The sequence below is a fragment of the Methanobrevibacter sp. genome (assembly GCF_015062935.1).
Lineage (GTDB): Archaea > Methanobacteriota > Methanobacteria > Methanobacteriales > Methanobacteriaceae > Methanocatella.
Genome location: NZ_SUTM01000034.1, coordinates 1 through 15,675 on the forward strand (window position 1 = coordinate 1; position 15,675 = coordinate 15,675).

Consider the following 15,675-nt stretch of genomic DNA (forward strand, 5'->3'; position numbering starts at 1 on the left):
ATATTTGTGAACCTCAGGAACTGGGGGGATAGCACGGTAATTCTACTTTCGTGGGAAAGTACCAGCCCGTGAAGTAAAAATCCTCGACCTCTTACAGGTCGAGGTAGTTCAATCAACAAAATTAAGTAAAAATATTTAATTGAATAATGATAGTAAACCAATCTACCACAAAAACAGTTAATCAAATTATCCCAATTGTTATCAGCAGCAATGCAGAAATAACCTACATCAGTGTTGTGCAACTGAATTACAGACTATTTGAAAATATATTTAATTCAGTAACCCAATAACTATTTCCATGAATAAAACAAGATGCTCATGGGCAACAGATGTTGAAGAGATTTACATAAGATATCACGATGAAGAATGGGGAATTCCAACACATGACGACAGGGAACTATTTGAAATGCTCGTTTTAGAATCATTTCAGGCAGGACTTTCTTGGATAACAATATTGAAGAAACGTGGAAACTTTAGAAAAGCTTTTGATGACTTTGATGTTGAAAAAGTGGCCGAATATGGTGAAGACAAGGTAAATGAACTTAGAGAGAATGCAGGAATAATTCGCCACAATGGAAAAATTGCATCTGCAATCAGTAATGCAAAGGTTTTTATTGACATTCAAAAAGAATTCGGAAGTTTTGACAATTACATCTGGAGATTTACCGACGGAAAAATCATTAAAGGCGAATATTTGACAGAATCCGAGTTGTCTCAAAAAATATCCAAAGATTTGAAAAAACGTGGAATGAAATTTGTAGGTCCGACAATAATCTATTCATATCTCGAGTCAATAGGAATCATAGACAACCATCAGGAAAATTGCTTCAAATTTTAACATTAACGTTTGAAATATTAATTTTTGGACTCAAATTAAAAAAGAGATATATATCCCAAATGAAAAATCAGATGAAATTTCATCATGCTTGATGTTAATGTAAACAAGACACGAATTTAATCAATTGATTAACAAAAACCTGTAAAAATATAATGCCTAAAGTTAATTAAAATAGAGAGTCCGAAGAGTAAAAAAATATGACTCCGTAAATCCAATAGAAAATAGCATTATTATCCTTTAACAAACACATATTACAAAAAAAATAAAGAGGTAATCCAATGTCAGACATACAAAAAATAGATGACTTTTTAGAAAGGGCAGAAGTTTTTTATTTTGCCACTACAATAGGCGATCAGCCAAAATGCAGACCATTTGGTTACCATTACCTTGAAGATGGAAAAATTTATTTCACATCAGCTACCTTTAAGGACGTATTCAAACAAATACAAGCAAATCCTAAAGTAGAAATAGCTGCATATGATGGAGATAAATTTTTAAGATATTACGGAACCGCAAAAATAGTAAAAAATGATAGAGTTGTTCAAAGAGCATTCGAAGAACTGCCTGAGCTAAAGGAAATCTTTGAAAAATTTAACTTTGAACTAGGTGTTTTCTATATTGACAATGCCACTGCGGAAATAAGAAATGAAATGAGTATTGAAGAAAGTTATACATTTAAATATTAACATCTATAACAATCAAATCTCATTTACAAATTGATGAAATTTAGGAACGTAATTTTCTAATTTCATCTAAATTTTGTTCAATAAACTGTTTATAATTAGGGTTAGCTAAGGTCCTAAACTGTTTTTTTCCACTTTTTTGATAAGCTTCATCCATTAAAGTCTGCAAAACTTCAATATCACTATTTAAAATAAAATCCAATTTATTTTTATGGTCGTCATTTAAGTTTTGCAAACGAGGAACGATTTTTGATTCGAATTTGCTTACAAGATTAGTATTTCTTTTTGCCATTCTTTCCAAAACAAATGCTGGAACCATTGAAAAAAGATGTTCAAATGCAAGCACATCATCGCAGGTAATCTCATTACTCATAGTATCACCATAATTATTTCTAGTTACATTGATTTGTACAATAACATATAATAACTTTACTGTTATTTTAAGAAAATAGGGAACAATAATAATTTTAATAACCTTTAAAAAAATAATTTTAATAGAGGTGAAAAAAATGTCAGATATTGAAAAAGTAGACGAAATGTTAACAAAAGCTGAAGTATTCTATCTTGCGACTGTAAATGAAAACAAACCAAAAGTAAGGCCATTAGGATTCCACTTACTTTATGAAGACAAAATTTACTTTGGAGTTGGAACTTTCAAAGAAGTTTACAAACAACTGGAAGCAAATCAGTTCACAGAAATTGCTGCCTGGGACGGAGAACATTTCTTAAGATATTATGGTGAAGCAGTCCTTGAAAAAAATGAGGATGTAGTTGAAAAAGCATTTGAACTCATGCCTGAAATAGCTGAAACATACAAAGCTAACAACTGGGAAATGGGCGTATTCTACCTTGACAAGGCAACAGCAGAAATTAGAAACATGATGGCTGTTGAAGAAACTTATACCTTTGAATATTAATGCTTGCAAACATTAATATTCTCTTTTTATTTTTAAAAACTATTCTTCCAGCAATATTATATGTTTTGGATCCACCTTCAAATATTGCGGAACTTCAAAATCATGACAATGAATATCTTTTTCGACTTTCCACCATAAACCGTTTTCCAGTGTTATTTCCCATTCGAAAGGCATTTCCAGTTTAATTGAATTTGTAGTATCAAGCACATTAACATCATCTTTTTCAGCGGCAGCAAAATTATGAGCTCTTATTCCAATGTGAGTGATGTTAGGTGAAATCTTTTCAGATGTCTCAAAAGTAACTCCCCAATCCACGGATTTCAGATGAAAATCATCAATGACTTCAACTTCAGAAATATTTTTACATCCTGTAAGTCTTGCAACTTGAACCTTTTTCGGATTTTCAAATAACTCATGAGTATCTCCTTTTGCGATTACCTTACCCCGATCCAATATTATGAGCTCATCACAAAACTGGAATACTTCATCACGGTCATGAGTAACCAAAACAGAAAACCCGTCGAAATCTTTAAGTGAATTTACAAGTTCGAGACGTAACTGTTCTTTTAAAAAAGTGTCCATAGCGCTAAAGGGTTCATCCAATAATATTACATCCGGACCATAAGCCAAAATACGAGCCAAAGCAACCCTCTGCTGCTGACCCCCAGACAACTGACGAGGATACCTATCCTCCAGCCCTTCCAGATGAAAACGTTTAATCATATCAGATACAATTTTATCATCATGATTTTTAGGCAAGCCGCAGGCAACATTTTCTTCAACAGTCATATTAGGAAATAAAGCATAATTCTGAAACAAATAACCAACATTTCTCTTTTGGGGCTTCAAATTAACCTTATTTTTGGAATCAAAATAAACAGTTTCCTCATCGGCAGTTAAACTTACAATACCCTCATCAGGATCAACAATACCTGCAATAGACTTCAGAGTCATACTTTTACCACAACCTGAAGGACCAAGAATGCCCAAACAACCTTTTTTCAGTTCAAAATCCACTTCCAAATCAAATTCCTTAAGTTTCTTCAGGATATTTACTTTTAACAATTTATTTCCCATAACTTATCCCCAAAATCAAAAAAAAGTAAATTATTTCCATTGTTTTTCCTTACGTATTGTAACATAATCCATAATGAAAATAGCTATAAAAGCTATGAAAACAATGACTATAACATAATCAAATGCACTTCCCATATTACCTGCAGCTACTTCTGAGTAAACTGCCATAGGAAGTGTCCTGGTTTGTCCTGCAATATTACCTGCAAGCATAGCAGTAGCACCAAACTCGCCTAAACCACGGGCGTAAGCAAGAATTCCCCCACTGATAATTCCCGGCAGTGCATTTGCAAATAAAACCTTCCAAAAAATTTTCCACTCAGACATACCCAATGTACGGCCGGCATCAACCAAGTTAGAGTCAACTTGTTCAAATGCTCCTCGAGCGGAACGATACATTAAAGGAAAAGACATGACGACTGCAGCAATAACTGTTGCAGACCATGAAAAAGCAATTTTCACAGCAAAAAATTCTATAAAGAACTTTCCTATAGGACCCCTGACACCAAAAATGTATAATAAAAAGAACCCTACTACTGTAGGCGGCAGTACAATTGGAAGGGTGAAAATACCATCCAGTACGATTTTTATCAGGTCATTTTTGATTTTAACAATACCCCAAGCAACAATCAAACCTACGAAAAAGGTTATGAAAATTGATAAACTTGCAGTTTTCATTGAAATTACTATAGGGGACCAGTCCATCATGTCTCTATCTCTTTAATTATTAATTATTTTGTTTTTTATTTAAACTCACTATTAAATCTATTCGTGAATAGTGAAACCGTATTCAACGAAAACATCTTTAGCTTCTTTGGTTTGTAAGAAGTTTAAGAATGCTTTGGTAGAGTTTAAGTCTGTTGAATTTTTAAGTGCAGCTACAGGGTAAATAACTGGAGTTTTTAAAGCACTGTCAGGAGCTTCACAGACAACTTTAACATCATCAGTAGATTTTGCATCAGTAGCATATACAATACCGCATTCAGCAGATCCTTGAGCTACTTGATTTAATACTGCAGTTACATCAGTACCTAATGATAATTTGGATTCTACATCGCTCCAAATACCTGTGTTGTTTAATACTTCTTTAGCATATTGACCAGCAGGTACGGATTCAGGGTCACCGATAGCGATGTTACCACTTACATTTTTCAAGTCATCGAATGAAGAAATGTTAGCAGTTGAATCAGCAGGTACAATTAAAACAACTTTGTTTTCTAAGAACTGAAGGTTGGTACTGTTGTCAACTAAACCTTCATCTGCTAAAGCGTTCATCTGTTTGTTAGCAGCGGACATAAATACATCAGCAGCTAAACCGTTTTCAATTTGGGTTTGTAAATCCCCACTTGAAGCATATGTAGGTGTAACTTTTACACCAGGGTATTTTTGTTGAAACATTGGAATTAATTTTTCATCAAAAGCGTTTTTTAAACTAGCTGCAGCAGCTAAATTTACTTCTTCACCAGTTAAATTGGTGTCAAAATTACTGCTAGTACTATTGCTTCCGCCTAAAAAGTCAAACCAACCTGCAGAAACAGTACCTGCACTAACAATAACTATTGCAGCCAAAATAGCAATGAGCAATAATTTTTTCATTGATTTCATAGTATTCTCCTCTAAACATTAATTAAATAAAAACATTACTAACAGATAATCTATTCAAAAAAAGATGGAAAATAGAATATACGGAATAAGTCACTTATACACATCCATTAATGAACCGCATAAAATTACACAACCCCTCAATGAGAAAAAAATATCAAAATCGATGATTTAAATGATAAAATGAATAAAATATAATTTTTTATCCAATGTAATAAATTTTTCCCAATATTGTCCAATCTTAAATTAAAATTCAACTATCACGACTAGTGATATTATTTTAAACATCAATGATATATAAATATTTTCATAACGATATAATCCAATTCATATCGATGAAAAATTGTTCAAAAATGGGGATTGATGATTAAAATTTTAAAAAACAAGCATGCACACTGAAATTATAAACATAATAAAAAGTTTAAGAGTATATGAAAAAGCATTAATGATTTCCATTAATACTCAAACTCTTAAAAACATTACCATTTGTAAATGAAATCATATCTAAAATTCATTAATGATACTTAATGCATTAAGAGACCTTGGAAAACCAATATAGGGCAATACGACAGTAATTGCAGAAATTAATTTCTCTTTGGTATTGCCAACGGATAAATTACCTTGAGTATGGCCTCTGAGTTGATTTTCACAGCCTCCTAAAGTTGCGATGAAAACAAATGTAATCAGTTCCCTTTGTTGATCATTTAAACCGTCACGAGTATAGAAATCACCGAAACAGTAACCCTCCAAAAATGTATTGAAATGTTTTTGTCCTTCCGGAGCATTGTCATTCATTGCCTGAATCATTTCAACTCCAAAATATTTATCCTGAAGTTCACGGCCTTTTTTGTATCTGTTTTCTGGAGTGGTGTTGGAACGATTGTCCAATGGCATTTCAATTCCTTTTTTATCAAATACCTTGATTACAACTCCAAAGAAATTATGTGCCCTTCCAAAACCGACATATGGAACTGACTGATAGAGCAATTCTTTAACTTCTTCAGGAGTTATGTCCTTTTCTAAAGAAGACATTAAAATCTTTTTAAATGCTTTTGGAGATTGACAGGCTATTAATGAAGCTAATGTTGCTAAAACAGATTCTTTTTTTGTTAATGTAGAATAATCAAATACTTCACCATATGCAAAGTTCTTAAAAATTTCATAAAATTCAGGGTCATTTTTTTCTATTCTTTCAAAGTTTTCAAATAAATATTCCATAATTTCACCATTAAACTATTCAAATAAATTTTTTTATTCAGGCCTTAACTTTCCATAGAAATAGGATGCTGTTGCTCCCCCATCTGCTAAAATGTCACTGCCTGTAATGAATGCGCCTTTATCAGACATTATTAATTCTGCAACGTTTGCAACTTCATCTGCAGTCCCAGGCCTTCCGGAAGGACAATTTGCAAACATGTTTTTATAGAACTCCCCTCTAGGACCATTAAATTCATCAATAGCTAGAGGTGTTACAATGATTCCAGGAGATATTGAGTTGATTCGGGCTCCTTTTTCTCCCCATCTGCATGCTTCATACATTACCCTTTTCACATTGCATCTTTTTGCCAGCTGATAAGCATGAAGTGTATCATCAATATTTTCTGGCTGCAAAACTTCCAAGTCAAGCAATTCTTCAGTAGGAGTTGTTACAAGTTGCTCGTCAATTTCAGCACCCAGCTGTTTCATTCTGTGACCAGATTGAGAAGATATTGTTACTCCAACTCCACCTTCTTTTATCACTTTTCCAACTTCTTCCAACAATACTGCGGTTCCATATAAGTCCACTTTTAAAATTACTTCAATTGGAGCCTGTGATGGTGAAACCCCTGCGGCATTGATAAAGTATGCAATTTCACCGAATTCCTGAGCAAAATTTATAATACTTTTTATTGAATCTCTTGATGAAATATCACATTCTTGAATTTCAACATCAAAACCTGATTCAACAAGTGTTTTAGCAATATTTTCAGCATTTTGAAGGTTTTTATCACCAATAATAATCTTTTTGCCATGGCCAATTCTTCTGGCAATCGCCATTCCGATTTGACCAGCTCCAGTTAACAATACAACATCGTTCATGTTATCACTGAATAGAATTATATAAAAATAAATATAAAAATGTTGCTATTGACAACAATTAATTTTCAAAAAACAAGTGAGAACGAATTTTCATTATTTAATATCCGAATTAGGGATTCACCAACTGATTTGAGCTGTGCTTCAAACAATTGAAAAAATTATATAAAAAAAGTAAAATTAGGAGAAGTTAATCTCCCTTATTCCAGTTTACAATACCATAAACAATACATAAAAGAGTGGATAAGATAATTCCCAGATAAACACCCCAAATTAAAGGGTCTTCAATTCCTAAAATCATCATTATGCATCACTTCCTTTTTTGTCTATGTTTGAAAATGCTTTGTCAACAACCTCTTGAGCAGGAGGTTTTGTGAGTAAGCTTACAACAATAGTAAATATTGCTGAAATCGGAACTGCTATTAACATTACATCAATAAATGGCCATGGAGCTTGAGGAAGAATAGTTTCAACACCTAAAATGAATTTACAGATTCCAAGTCCTACTGCAGTCTTTTTGAATACGAACATTAACCAGAATAAACTTACTAATGTTCCGGATACAATACCTGCAATAGCTCCAAGTCTTGTGATTCCTTTCCAGTAAAGCGCACCTAAAAATACAGGCAGGAATGCTGCAGCACAGATTTCAAAGAACAGACTTGTTCCGAGTGCAACTACACTTCCCGGAAGTGAATATGCCATAACCAATGCCAAAATAATAGCTATTAAAATACCTACTCTTGAAATGGATACCTGATCTAATTTTTGTTTGGATTTATCTCTTATTACAGAATATATATCAACACCGAATGCTGTACCCTGAGTATGCAGTTGTGAAGATATTGTTGACATTGCAGCTGCAATTAAAGACAGCAAGAAAATGTAAACAAACCATTCAGGCAGAGCCATTGTAATAAATGTTGGAATAATCTTGTCAATGTTTCCTCCAACCACATCTACTGCGATTTTTCCAAGTTTATCAAAGAAATATACGTTGGAAAGTGATCCTACAATATAAGCAGTAGTAGGCATGATTGCAATGAAAATACCTCCGATTAAAACAGACCTGTTCAATTCTTTATCGGATTTTACAGTCATGAATCTTACGATTAATGAAGGTTGTGCCAGTACCCCAATACCTACACCGATTAAAGTGGATGACACTAAAGACCACCAGAACGGTGTTCCAAACTCTGGGAACGATGTCCAACCAGTTCCTCCCGTAGCCATAGCATCGGCAGGATATAAATTGCCCATATTTGTTAAAGCGACATTAGCTGTATCAATACCTCCGAGTAACCAGTATACGAATACTAAAAGGAATACCATTGCAATAACCATGATGGTTCCCTGTAACGCATCAGTATACATTACACCACGGATTCCACCGAACAGTACGTAAAATGTAATAATAATTGATAAAATTAACAGTGCAATACTGAAATCAATCAATAATGAGGATTCTAAAAATCTTGCAGCACCGATTAAAACTACAGCTGCATAAATAGGCATTGCACAGAAAATTATTAATCCAGAAGCATATTGAATGAATTTTGAGTCAAAACGTTTACCTAAAAACTCAGGGAAAGTCAAAGATTCAAGGGCATGACCCATCCTACGAGTTCTTTTTCCTAAAAATACAAATGCGATAAATACACCAATAATAATATTCAGGAATGCTAACCATAAAACACTCATACCATATTGGCCCGCAACCCCTCCGAAACCAACAATAGCTGCTGTCGAAATAAAAGTAGCACCATAACTCATTGCCATGATGAATGGGTGTGTATCTTTACCAGCAATCATAAAGTCTTCAGAGGAATTAGTTTTTTTGTATGCATAATAACCTACGAAAACTAAAGCAAAAATGTAGATTATAAATACAATTGCTAAAATCATTACGTCCATAAATAATTACCTCTAAGAAATATTAAATATATTTAATATTACATTAACTATTATGAAAAAAAACTTATATAAAGATTACTATTATACATTAATGTACAAAATTGTACATTAAAAGACATGATTAAAAAAATTATAAAATCATATAACTTACACCACCATAAACGCCTTTATCAACACCATAATTTCCAAATTGGAATAACAATCTCAATGCTTCGTCAACATGCCATTCAACAGGAGCATCAGTCCTTATTTCAACACCCCAATCATCAAGCATATTCTGATATATTGAATATTTCAACAGTTCACAGTGTTCTTCATCCAATTCACCCATCATAGCGACAATTTCATAGCTCCTCTGATAATTATCAGCATAGAGATTTAACAGAAACGGCAGCATCAGCTTTACCACATTACCATCAGCAAATTCAATGAGTTTTTCACCACATTCAACCATCAAATCATGATCCTGCAGACGGGTTGCTATTTGAGCTTTCTCATAAAAAGCCTCTTCATAGTTTCCGTCAAGAGCTATTGCCTTATTGCAGAATGTTAATGCAGAATAAGAATCACCCAACAACCCATAAAATCTTGCAATGGATAAAGTAAAATACTTATCATCGCCATCAATCAATCTTTCAAATTCCTTCAATGCATCGAATGCCTGAATTTTCTGCTTTAAAAAAATATGGCACCTTACCTTTTCATACCACAGCAGTTCATCATAGGGAGACTCTTCAATTAATGAATTTATAAATTTTAGGCATCCGGAATACTCTTTCAGTTCCATTAATGCATTGATCTTATACAGTGCTGCACCCAGATAATCCCCGTCATCACTGGATACCCTGTCAAAATATTCCACCGCTTTTTTGAAATTTTTATCATCATACTCACGTTTACCTTTTACAATATTTGAATTCATAATAATCACCAATTTATTCTTTAATTAAAGCATTATAAATAGTTTTTTAAAAAAATAAAGTAAAAATTGACCTTTATTTATAATTTTACGAAGTTAAAACAATATTTACATTAGACAATATGACAATGTACCACAAATTAAACAAACTGACAAGATTCTGAATTTGATGAACTCTAAAATTAAACGATATATAATTGACCTGTTTAAAATCGTGTCAAAAAAAATAAACATGACAACAAAGTTTTAAATTTAATGACTTTCATAATAATAAAACGTAAAAAAAATTTTAAAATAGGGATAACATGTTTTGGAATGAGAAAGCAGAATGTATGGAAAAAGAAGAAAAGGAAAAGATTCAGTTAGAAAGACTACAAAAAACCGTAAAACTTGCATATGAAAATATCGAGTTTTATAAAAAAAGATTTGATGAAATCGGGTTAAAACCTGAAGACATTAAAACCTTGAAAGATATTGAAAAGATTCCTTTTACAACAAAAAGCGATTTAAGAGAAGCTTATCCATTAGGACTTCTTGCAGTTCCACGTGAAGAAATTGTAGAAGTGCATGCATCATCAGGAACTACAGGAAAACCAACAGTTACAGCATACACCCAAAATGATTTGGACATATGGGGAGAATGTATCGCACGTGGACTAAAAATGGCCGGAGCTGAAAAAGATTACATTATCCAAAATGCTTACGGATATGGATTATTTACTGGAGGATTCGGTATCCACCACGGTGGAAACTGTATGGGTGCAATAACCATCCCTATTTCAGCAGGAAACACACAAAGACAACTTGACACAATGGTTGATTTCCAAAGTGACATCTTAACATGTACCCCTTCATATGCTATGTATCTTGGTGAGTCCAGAGAAAAAGCCGGCATCCCACTAGAAGATATAAATTTAAAAGCAGGAATCCACGGAGCTGAAATGTGGACAGATGAAATGAGAAAAAGAATTGAAGCATCACTCGGAATCAAAACCCACAATATCTATGGTTTAACAGAAGTAATGGGTCCAGGTGTTGCTCAAGAATGCGACTTCCAAAACGGAATGCACATACAAGATGACCACTTCTATCCTGAAATCATCAACTCTGAAACCGGAGAAACCTTAGGATATGGAGAAAAAGGAGAACTTGTTCTAACCTCCCTTACCAAAACAGGAATGCCTATTTTAAGATTTAGAACAAAAGATTTGACCTCACTCATCGAAGAAAAATGCGAATGCGGAAGAACAACCGTCAGAATGACAAGAATCACTGGTAGAAGCGATGACATGTTAAAAATCAAAGGTGTTATGGTATTCCCATCACAAATTGAAAAAGCATTGCTCAAAGTTAGCGGAATCAGCCCTAACTACATGATTCACGTAACCAGACCAGACATTTTAGATGAAGTGGAAGTTAAAGTTGAAGCAACTAAGGAACTCTTCTCAGATGAAATGAAAGAAATGGAAAGAGTGGAAAAACAAATCCAAGCATCAATCAGATCAGAAACTGGTTTAAGAGTTGATGTAAGTATCGTCGAACCTGAATCACTTCCAAGAAGCGAAGGTAAAGCTGTTCGTGTAATAGATGAAAGGAATTTTGAATAGGTGATAAAATGGCAGTTAAACAAATTTCAATTTTCGTAGAAAACAAAGAAGGAAGAATTAAAAAAGCTATTGACACATTAGCAAAAGAAAACATTAACATCCGAGCACTTTCAATAGCAGATACAACAAAATACGGAATTTTAAGATTAATTGTTTCAGACAATGAAAAAGCAATAGAAGCTCTTGAAAACGACGGTTTTATTGTAAAAGAAAATGAAGTTATCATCTTAGCAGTTCCAGACGAACCTAATGGATTAAACTCCACATTAGCAGTATTTGATGAAAAAGGCATTAATTTAGAATACCTTTACGCTTTTGTAAGCAGCAAAACCGATGAAGCTATAGTGGTTATGAGATTAGAAAACATGGAAAAAGCTATTGAAGCTTTAGAAAACAGCAATGTTAAAGTTTTAGATGAAAGCGATATTAAAGAATTATAGAAAAGATTAAATCTTTTCTACAACTTATTTTTATTTTTTATTTCCAATACTTTTTCTAAAGAAACATCAGCATTTTTTGCAATAACATCAACATTTTCACCAGATTTTAAAAGATTAACAATGATTTTCTCAATACCTTGCCCAATACCTTGCCCAATACCATCATCTTTTCCATTTTGATACTTATTTTCACCATACTCATGAATTAAACTCATTCTACCACCCAACAAAACACAAATAATATTCCTTTCAATAGAATCTTCAACAAACTTATCTGTTGTTAACCACAATATACCAAAAGACAAATCTTTTTGAGATGAAGTTAAATTTTTCAAATTGAATAATATTTTAATAATCCGATAAATATATTCAATAATATTTTAATGAAGATATTATGAAAAATAAAACTTAATAAGTTTTATATTTGAATTAAAGAATATTAACTTAAATAAAATGGTTTTTACAAGTAAATATTACGTATTTAAAACAATTATCTAAAATTAACTAAAAAATAGTTTATCAAGACAATATTACGAACTGAAAACAATAATGTTAAATCGCTACAAAATTACATTATTTCATTAAAAAATAATTACAAAAAATAAGAAATTAAAAAAAGAGTGAAGATAAAATAGCTATAATTCTTTTAGCATATTAGCTATATCTTCTTTAGAATAACCTAGACGTACAAAAAGACTTTTTAAAGGGTCATTTTCAGGAACTACTCCTAATTCCCTCCAACTTTTAAAATCATTTTTCAAAATACCATTGATTAAAAGTTGAATAGTAATTAAATCATCACTTTTAACAGCGATAAAAGCATCCTCATCTTCAAAAACATTTTCCGGATCAATTAATGTTAAATTTCCTGCTATATCTTTTTTTACAATTGCATTGTCAATTTTGTAAGCCATAATACCACAACTCTTTTATCTAATATAGAATATATTTAAAATACTATTTATAACTTAACCTTTTATAGATTTATATCCACTTTCAATAGCTTTTAAATTCATATCATGGAATTTAGGTTTCAAATTATTTTTCATTGCATCAATAACTGATTCTTTAGACAAAGGAAAATTGTCATCAGCAGTTACTGCACCTAAAAGGACCATGTTTAAAGCTAAAACACTTCCTGCTTCAATAGCCAATTCAGTACCATTGATTGGAAGAACGTGTTTGAAATTTTCTTTTAAGGTTTTTGTTATGCTGTCAACACTAGGATAAGGTTTATCTGTTGAAGACGGAATAATCGGATGAGTATTGTAAACAATTTTAGTATTCTCATTTACTTTATCAAGTCCTCTTATTGTTTCTATTGGTTCGAAAGCAAGCAACATATCTGCACCCTGATTTGGAATAATTGAAGAATTATATCCCCCAATTTTTAGTTCTGTTGAAACGGAACCTCCTCTTTGAGACATACCATGAATTTCACTCATAACCACATCTAAACCTTGATTCATTGCAGCTTCACCTATGATTGTAGATGTTTTAATAATTCCTTGTCCACCTACGCCACAAATATAAATACAATAATGATTATCCATTTTCTCACCTACCTGCCTCTAAAGCACCATATTTACAGACCTGAATACATACATTACATCCGTCACATTGGGATTTGTCAACGGTGATTTTTCCATTAACTTTTGAAATGGCAGGGCATGCCAGTTCATTTACACATTTGTCACAGTTGTTACAGTTTCCTTCAACAAAGTTGACCGGCGGTTTTTTAGTTAAACCTTTAATCAATGTACAAGGAGCTTTTGAAATAATTACTGCTGCATCATCCCTTTGGAATGCTTCAGTGTAAGTTTTTACAACCTGTTCCAGATTGAACGGGCTGATTACGCGCACATAGTCACAGCCGCATGCTGCAGCTAATTTACGGATTGATACTTCAGGAGCATCATCACCCATACCGTCAACAGGAATTCCCGGATTCGGTTGACCTCCAGTCATAGCGGTAATCCTGTTATCCAGAACAGTCAAAACAAAATTATGTTTGTTGTGTACTGCATTAATTAAAGGAGAAATACCGCTGTGGAAAAATGTAGAATCTCCAATGAAGCTAGCTACTTTTTGATCAGTTGAAACTGAAAATCCGCAACCGTCACCTACACTGGAACCCATTGATAAAAGATAATCCGCAGCATTGTAAGGAGGATTAATACCTAAAGTGTAACATCCTATATCTGATGCGAAAACAACATCTGAAGTTTTTAAGCCCAACTCTTCAATAGCTTTGTTTATTCCATAATACATCGCTCTGTGAGGACATCCTGCACATAAAACCGGAGCTCTGTTAGGAATATCTTCTTGCAATTTTTCTAAACTTGATGAAAATTTGATTTCCTTATTTTCAGTGAAATTCAATATCTTATTTAAACCTTCAGCTACAACATCGGAATTGAATTCATGGTAAAGAGGAAATGTTCCGTCTAACTTACCGTGAACACTGACATTAAGGTTTTTGGCACCGATAGTCATCAAAGTGTCTTTTTCAATGATTGGATCAACTTCTTCAACAATGAATACTTCATCAATTCCTTCTAAAAATTCTGCGACCTTTTCCTGTGGGAACGGATATGAAAATCCTAATTTCAAAATGTCAACATCCAGATTGTTGAATTTGACAACATCATGAGCGTAGTTATATGCACTGCTTGATGCTATTAAACCATATTTTTTATCCTTAGCCAAATCAATTTCCTTGTTGTATTCACTCCTATTGGTCAACTCTTCAATCTTATGGATTTTATCCCATAATCTTACATGCATATCTCCTGCAAAGGCCGGAACAGGAACATATTTTGAAGGGTCTTTATTAAAGTGACCTCTTTTCCAATGATTGTCGTTATTTGATGAATTATCCTTAACATCCCCAAATTCCACAACTCCTCTCATGTGAGACACACGGGTTGTTGTTCTAACAATCACGGGTAAACCAAATTGTTCAGATAAATCAAATGCATATTTAACCATGTCCTTAACTTCCTGACAGTTTGAAGGTTCCAAAATAGGCACATTGGCCAATCTTGCATAGTTACGTGTGTCCTGTTCGTTTTGAGATGAAAACAATGATGGGTCATCAGCGGATAAAATAACCATTCCTCCATTGACACCGGAATATGCAGTTGTCATGAATGAATCTGCCGCTACATTCATACCTACATGCTTCATGAATGTGAATGACCTGAGACCTGAAGCGGCGGCAGTTGCTGCAACTTCCATCGCTACCTTTTCATTAGTAGAAAATTCAAAGTAAATATTGGCATCTTTTGCCAATACAGATAATACATTTCCAATTTCTGAAGAAGGAGTTCCTGGATATGTAGCTGCAATAGAAACGCCCGCTTCTATAACACCTCTTACAGCAGCTTCATTACCTAGTAAAAATTGTTTATCACCAGATTCTCCTGTGACTAATTCTTTTAAATTCATTATATTTTCCTCAAAATAATCGTTTATACATATATAATATTTAACTTTAAAGTATAAATATTATTTTGAAAATGGAAAAAAGGCACTTTCAAGAACTTAAGTGATTTTTAGTAAAACGCATTGTCTTCATCCCAATACTTCAGTTTCAAATCGAA

Annotated in this window: 18 protein-coding genes; 5 read left to right on the top strand and 13 right to left on the bottom strand. The window is 33.0% G+C overall.

Annotated features, from left to right (window positions below; all coding sequences use genetic code 11):
• Positions 1-298: 298 nt before the first annotated feature.
• Entirely contained in the window at positions 299-838 is a 540-nt protein-coding gene (locus E7Z81_RS11625; protein ID WP_292748016.1) for a DNA-3-methyladenine glycosylase I, read from the top strand.
• 278 nt (positions 839-1,116) lie between these two features.
• A complete protein-coding gene (locus tag E7Z81_RS11630; RefSeq protein WP_292748018.1) occupies positions 1,117-1,524 on the top strand; it encodes a pyridoxamine 5'-phosphate oxidase family protein in 408 nt (135 codons plus the stop codon).
• Between the two features lie 40 nt (positions 1,525-1,564).
• On the opposite strand, the gene E7Z81_RS11635 is transcribed toward E7Z81_RS11630, so the two are convergent.
• On the bottom strand, positions 1,565-1,894 hold the full coding sequence (locus tag E7Z81_RS11635) for a hypothetical protein (RefSeq protein ID WP_292748020.1): 330 nt from the start codon (positions 1,892-1,894) through the stop codon (positions 1,565-1,567).
• Between the two features lie 136 nt (positions 1,895-2,030).
• Between E7Z81_RS11635 and E7Z81_RS11640 the strand changes: the two genes are divergently transcribed.
• The gene (locus tag E7Z81_RS11640; RefSeq protein WP_292748022.1) at positions 2,031-2,438 is read left to right on the top strand and encodes a pyridoxamine 5'-phosphate oxidase family protein; all 408 of its coding nucleotides are present in this window, start codon (positions 2,031-2,033) and stop codon (positions 2,436-2,438) included.
• A 39-nt stretch (positions 2,439-2,477) separates the two neighbouring features.
• On the opposite strand, the gene E7Z81_RS11645 is transcribed toward E7Z81_RS11640, so the two are convergent.
• The 8 genes from E7Z81_RS11645 to E7Z81_RS11675 form a co-directional block, all read right to left on the bottom strand.
• Positions 2,478-3,515 (bottom strand): sulfate/molybdate ABC transporter ATP-binding protein, encoded by a 1,038-nt coding sequence (locus E7Z81_RS11645; RefSeq protein ID WP_292748024.1) that lies wholly within the window; start codon positions 3,513-3,515, stop codon positions 2,478-2,480.
• Between the two features lie 30 nt (positions 3,516-3,545).
• Positions 3,546-4,220 carry a molybdate ABC transporter permease subunit gene (modB, locus tag E7Z81_RS11650; protein WP_292748026.1) on the bottom strand — a complete coding sequence of 225 codons (675 nt, stop codon included), beginning with the start codon at positions 4,218-4,220 and terminating at the stop codon, positions 3,546-3,548.
• A 57-nt stretch (positions 4,221-4,277) separates the two neighbouring features.
• Positions 4,278-5,117, bottom strand: a complete 840-nt coding sequence (gene modA, locus E7Z81_RS11655) for a molybdate ABC transporter substrate-binding protein (protein WP_292748028.1) — start codon at positions 5,115-5,117, stop codon at positions 4,278-4,280.
• Positions 5,118-5,618: 501 nt separating this feature from the next.
• Positions 5,619-6,332, bottom strand: coding sequence for a carboxymuconolactone decarboxylase family protein (locus E7Z81_RS11660; RefSeq protein ID WP_292748030.1), 714 nt, complete (start codon positions 6,330-6,332; stop codon positions 5,619-5,621).
• A gap of 33 nt (positions 6,333-6,365) precedes the next feature.
• A complete protein-coding gene (locus E7Z81_RS11665; protein WP_292748032.1) occupies positions 6,366-7,193 on the bottom strand; it encodes an SDR family oxidoreductase in 828 nt (275 codons plus the stop codon).
• Positions 7,194-7,380: 187 nt separating this feature from the next.
• Positions 7,381-7,494, bottom strand: coding sequence for a symporter small accessory protein (locus tag E7Z81_RS12105; RefSeq protein ID WP_367263297.1), 114 nt, complete (start codon positions 7,492-7,494; stop codon positions 7,381-7,383).
• The gene (locus E7Z81_RS11670) at positions 7,494-9,104 is read right to left on the bottom strand and encodes a sodium:solute symporter (protein ID WP_292748034.1); all 1,611 of its coding nucleotides are present in this window, start codon (positions 9,102-9,104) and stop codon (positions 7,494-7,496) included. Before E7Z81_RS11670 ends, E7Z81_RS12105 begins: the two co-directional genes overlap by 1 nt.
• 130 nt (positions 9,105-9,234) lie before the next feature.
• Entirely contained in the window at positions 9,235-10,026 is a 792-nt protein-coding gene (locus tag E7Z81_RS11675) for a hypothetical protein (protein ID WP_292748036.1), read from the bottom strand.
• A 302-nt stretch (positions 10,027-10,328) separates the two neighbouring features.
• Between E7Z81_RS11675 and E7Z81_RS11680 the strand changes: the two genes are divergently transcribed.
• Positions 10,329-11,630 carry a phenylacetate--CoA ligase family protein gene (locus tag E7Z81_RS11680; RefSeq protein ID WP_292748038.1) on the top strand — a complete coding sequence of 434 codons (1,302 nt, stop codon included), beginning with the start codon at positions 10,329-10,331 and terminating at the stop codon, positions 11,628-11,630.
• 8 nt (positions 11,631-11,638) lie between these two features.
• Complete coding sequence (locus tag E7Z81_RS11685) at positions 11,639-12,070, top strand: amino acid-binding protein (RefSeq protein ID WP_292748040.1); 432 nt, start codon at positions 11,639-11,641, stop codon at positions 12,068-12,070.
• Between the two features lie 17 nt (positions 12,071-12,087).
• Here the strand turns inward: E7Z81_RS11685 and E7Z81_RS11690 are convergent, their stop codons facing one another.
• The 4 genes from E7Z81_RS11690 to iorA all read right to left on the bottom strand — a co-directional run bounded on the left by E7Z81_RS11690 (position 12,088) and on the right by iorA (position 15,520).
• A complete protein-coding gene (locus E7Z81_RS11690; protein ID WP_292748042.1) occupies positions 12,088-12,405 on the bottom strand; it encodes a hypothetical protein in 318 nt (105 codons plus the stop codon).
• Positions 12,406-12,705: 300 nt separating this feature from the next.
• Positions 12,706-12,984 carry a hypothetical protein gene (locus E7Z81_RS11695; RefSeq protein WP_292748044.1) on the bottom strand — a complete coding sequence of 93 codons (279 nt, stop codon included), beginning with the start codon at positions 12,982-12,984 and terminating at the stop codon, positions 12,706-12,708.
• Positions 12,985-13,038: 54 nt separating this feature from the next.
• Positions 13,039-13,623, bottom strand: a complete 585-nt coding sequence (locus tag E7Z81_RS11700) for an indolepyruvate oxidoreductase subunit beta (protein WP_292748046.1) — start codon at positions 13,621-13,623, stop codon at positions 13,039-13,041.
• A gap of 4 nt (positions 13,624-13,627) precedes the next feature.
• A complete protein-coding gene (gene iorA / locus E7Z81_RS11705) occupies positions 13,628-15,520 on the bottom strand; it encodes an indolepyruvate ferredoxin oxidoreductase subunit alpha (RefSeq protein WP_292748048.1) in 1,893 nt (630 codons plus the stop codon).
• Between the last annotated feature and the right edge of the window lie 155 nt (positions 15,521-15,675).

Coding starts and splice junctions, on each gene's coding strand:
- E7Z81_RS11625 (WP_292748016.1), top strand. CDS start 299: ATGAATAAAACAAGATGCTCATGGGCAACAGATGTTGAAGAGATTTAC.
- E7Z81_RS11665 (WP_292748032.1), bottom strand. CDS start 7,193: ATGAACGATGTTGTATTGTTAACTGGAGCTGGTCAAATCGGAATGGCG.
- E7Z81_RS11695 (WP_292748044.1), bottom strand. CDS start 12,984: ATGGCTTACAAAATTGACAATGCAATTGTAAAAAAAGATATAGCAGGA.
- E7Z81_RS11645 (WP_292748024.1), bottom strand. CDS start 3,515: ATGGGAAATAAATTGTTAAAAGTAAATATCCTGAAGAAACTTAAGGAA.
- E7Z81_RS11640 (WP_292748022.1), top strand. CDS start 2,031: ATGTCAGATATTGAAAAAGTAGACGAAATGTTAACAAAAGCTGAAGTA.
- E7Z81_RS11670 (WP_292748034.1), bottom strand. CDS start 9,104: ATGGACGTAATGATTTTAGCAATTGTATTTATAATCTACATTTTTGCT.
- E7Z81_RS11675 (WP_292748036.1), bottom strand. CDS start 10,026: ATGAATTCAAATATTGTAAAAGGTAAACGTGAGTATGATGATAAAAAT.
- E7Z81_RS11685 (WP_292748040.1), top strand. CDS start 11,639: ATGGCAGTTAAACAAATTTCAATTTTCGTAGAAAACAAAGAAGGAAGA.
- iorA (WP_292748048.1), bottom strand. CDS start 15,520: ATGAATTTAAAAGAATTAGTCACAGGAGAATCTGGTGATAAACAATTT.
- E7Z81_RS11680 (WP_292748038.1), top strand. CDS start 10,329: ATGTTTTGGAATGAGAAAGCAGAATGTATGGAAAAAGAAGAAAAGGAA.
- E7Z81_RS11630 (WP_292748018.1), top strand. CDS start 1,117: ATGTCAGACATACAAAAAATAGATGACTTTTTAGAAAGGGCAGAAGTT.
- E7Z81_RS12105 (WP_367263297.1), bottom strand. CDS start 7,494: ATGATGATTTTAGGAATTGAAGACCCTTTAATTTGGGGTGTTTATCTG.
- modA (WP_292748028.1), bottom strand. CDS start 5,117: ATGAAATCAATGAAAAAATTATTGCTCATTGCTATTTTGGCTGCAATA.
- E7Z81_RS11635 (WP_292748020.1), bottom strand. CDS start 1,894: ATGAGTAATGAGATTACCTGCGATGATGTGCTTGCATTTGAACATCTT.
- modB (WP_292748026.1), bottom strand. CDS start 4,220: ATGATGGACTGGTCCCCTATAGTAATTTCAATGAAAACTGCAAGTTTA.
- E7Z81_RS11660 (WP_292748030.1), bottom strand. CDS start 6,332: ATGGAATATTTATTTGAAAACTTTGAAAGAATAGAAAAAAATGACCCT.
- E7Z81_RS11700 (WP_292748046.1), bottom strand. CDS start 13,623: ATGGATAATCATTATTGTATTTATATTTGTGGCGTAGGTGGACAAGGA.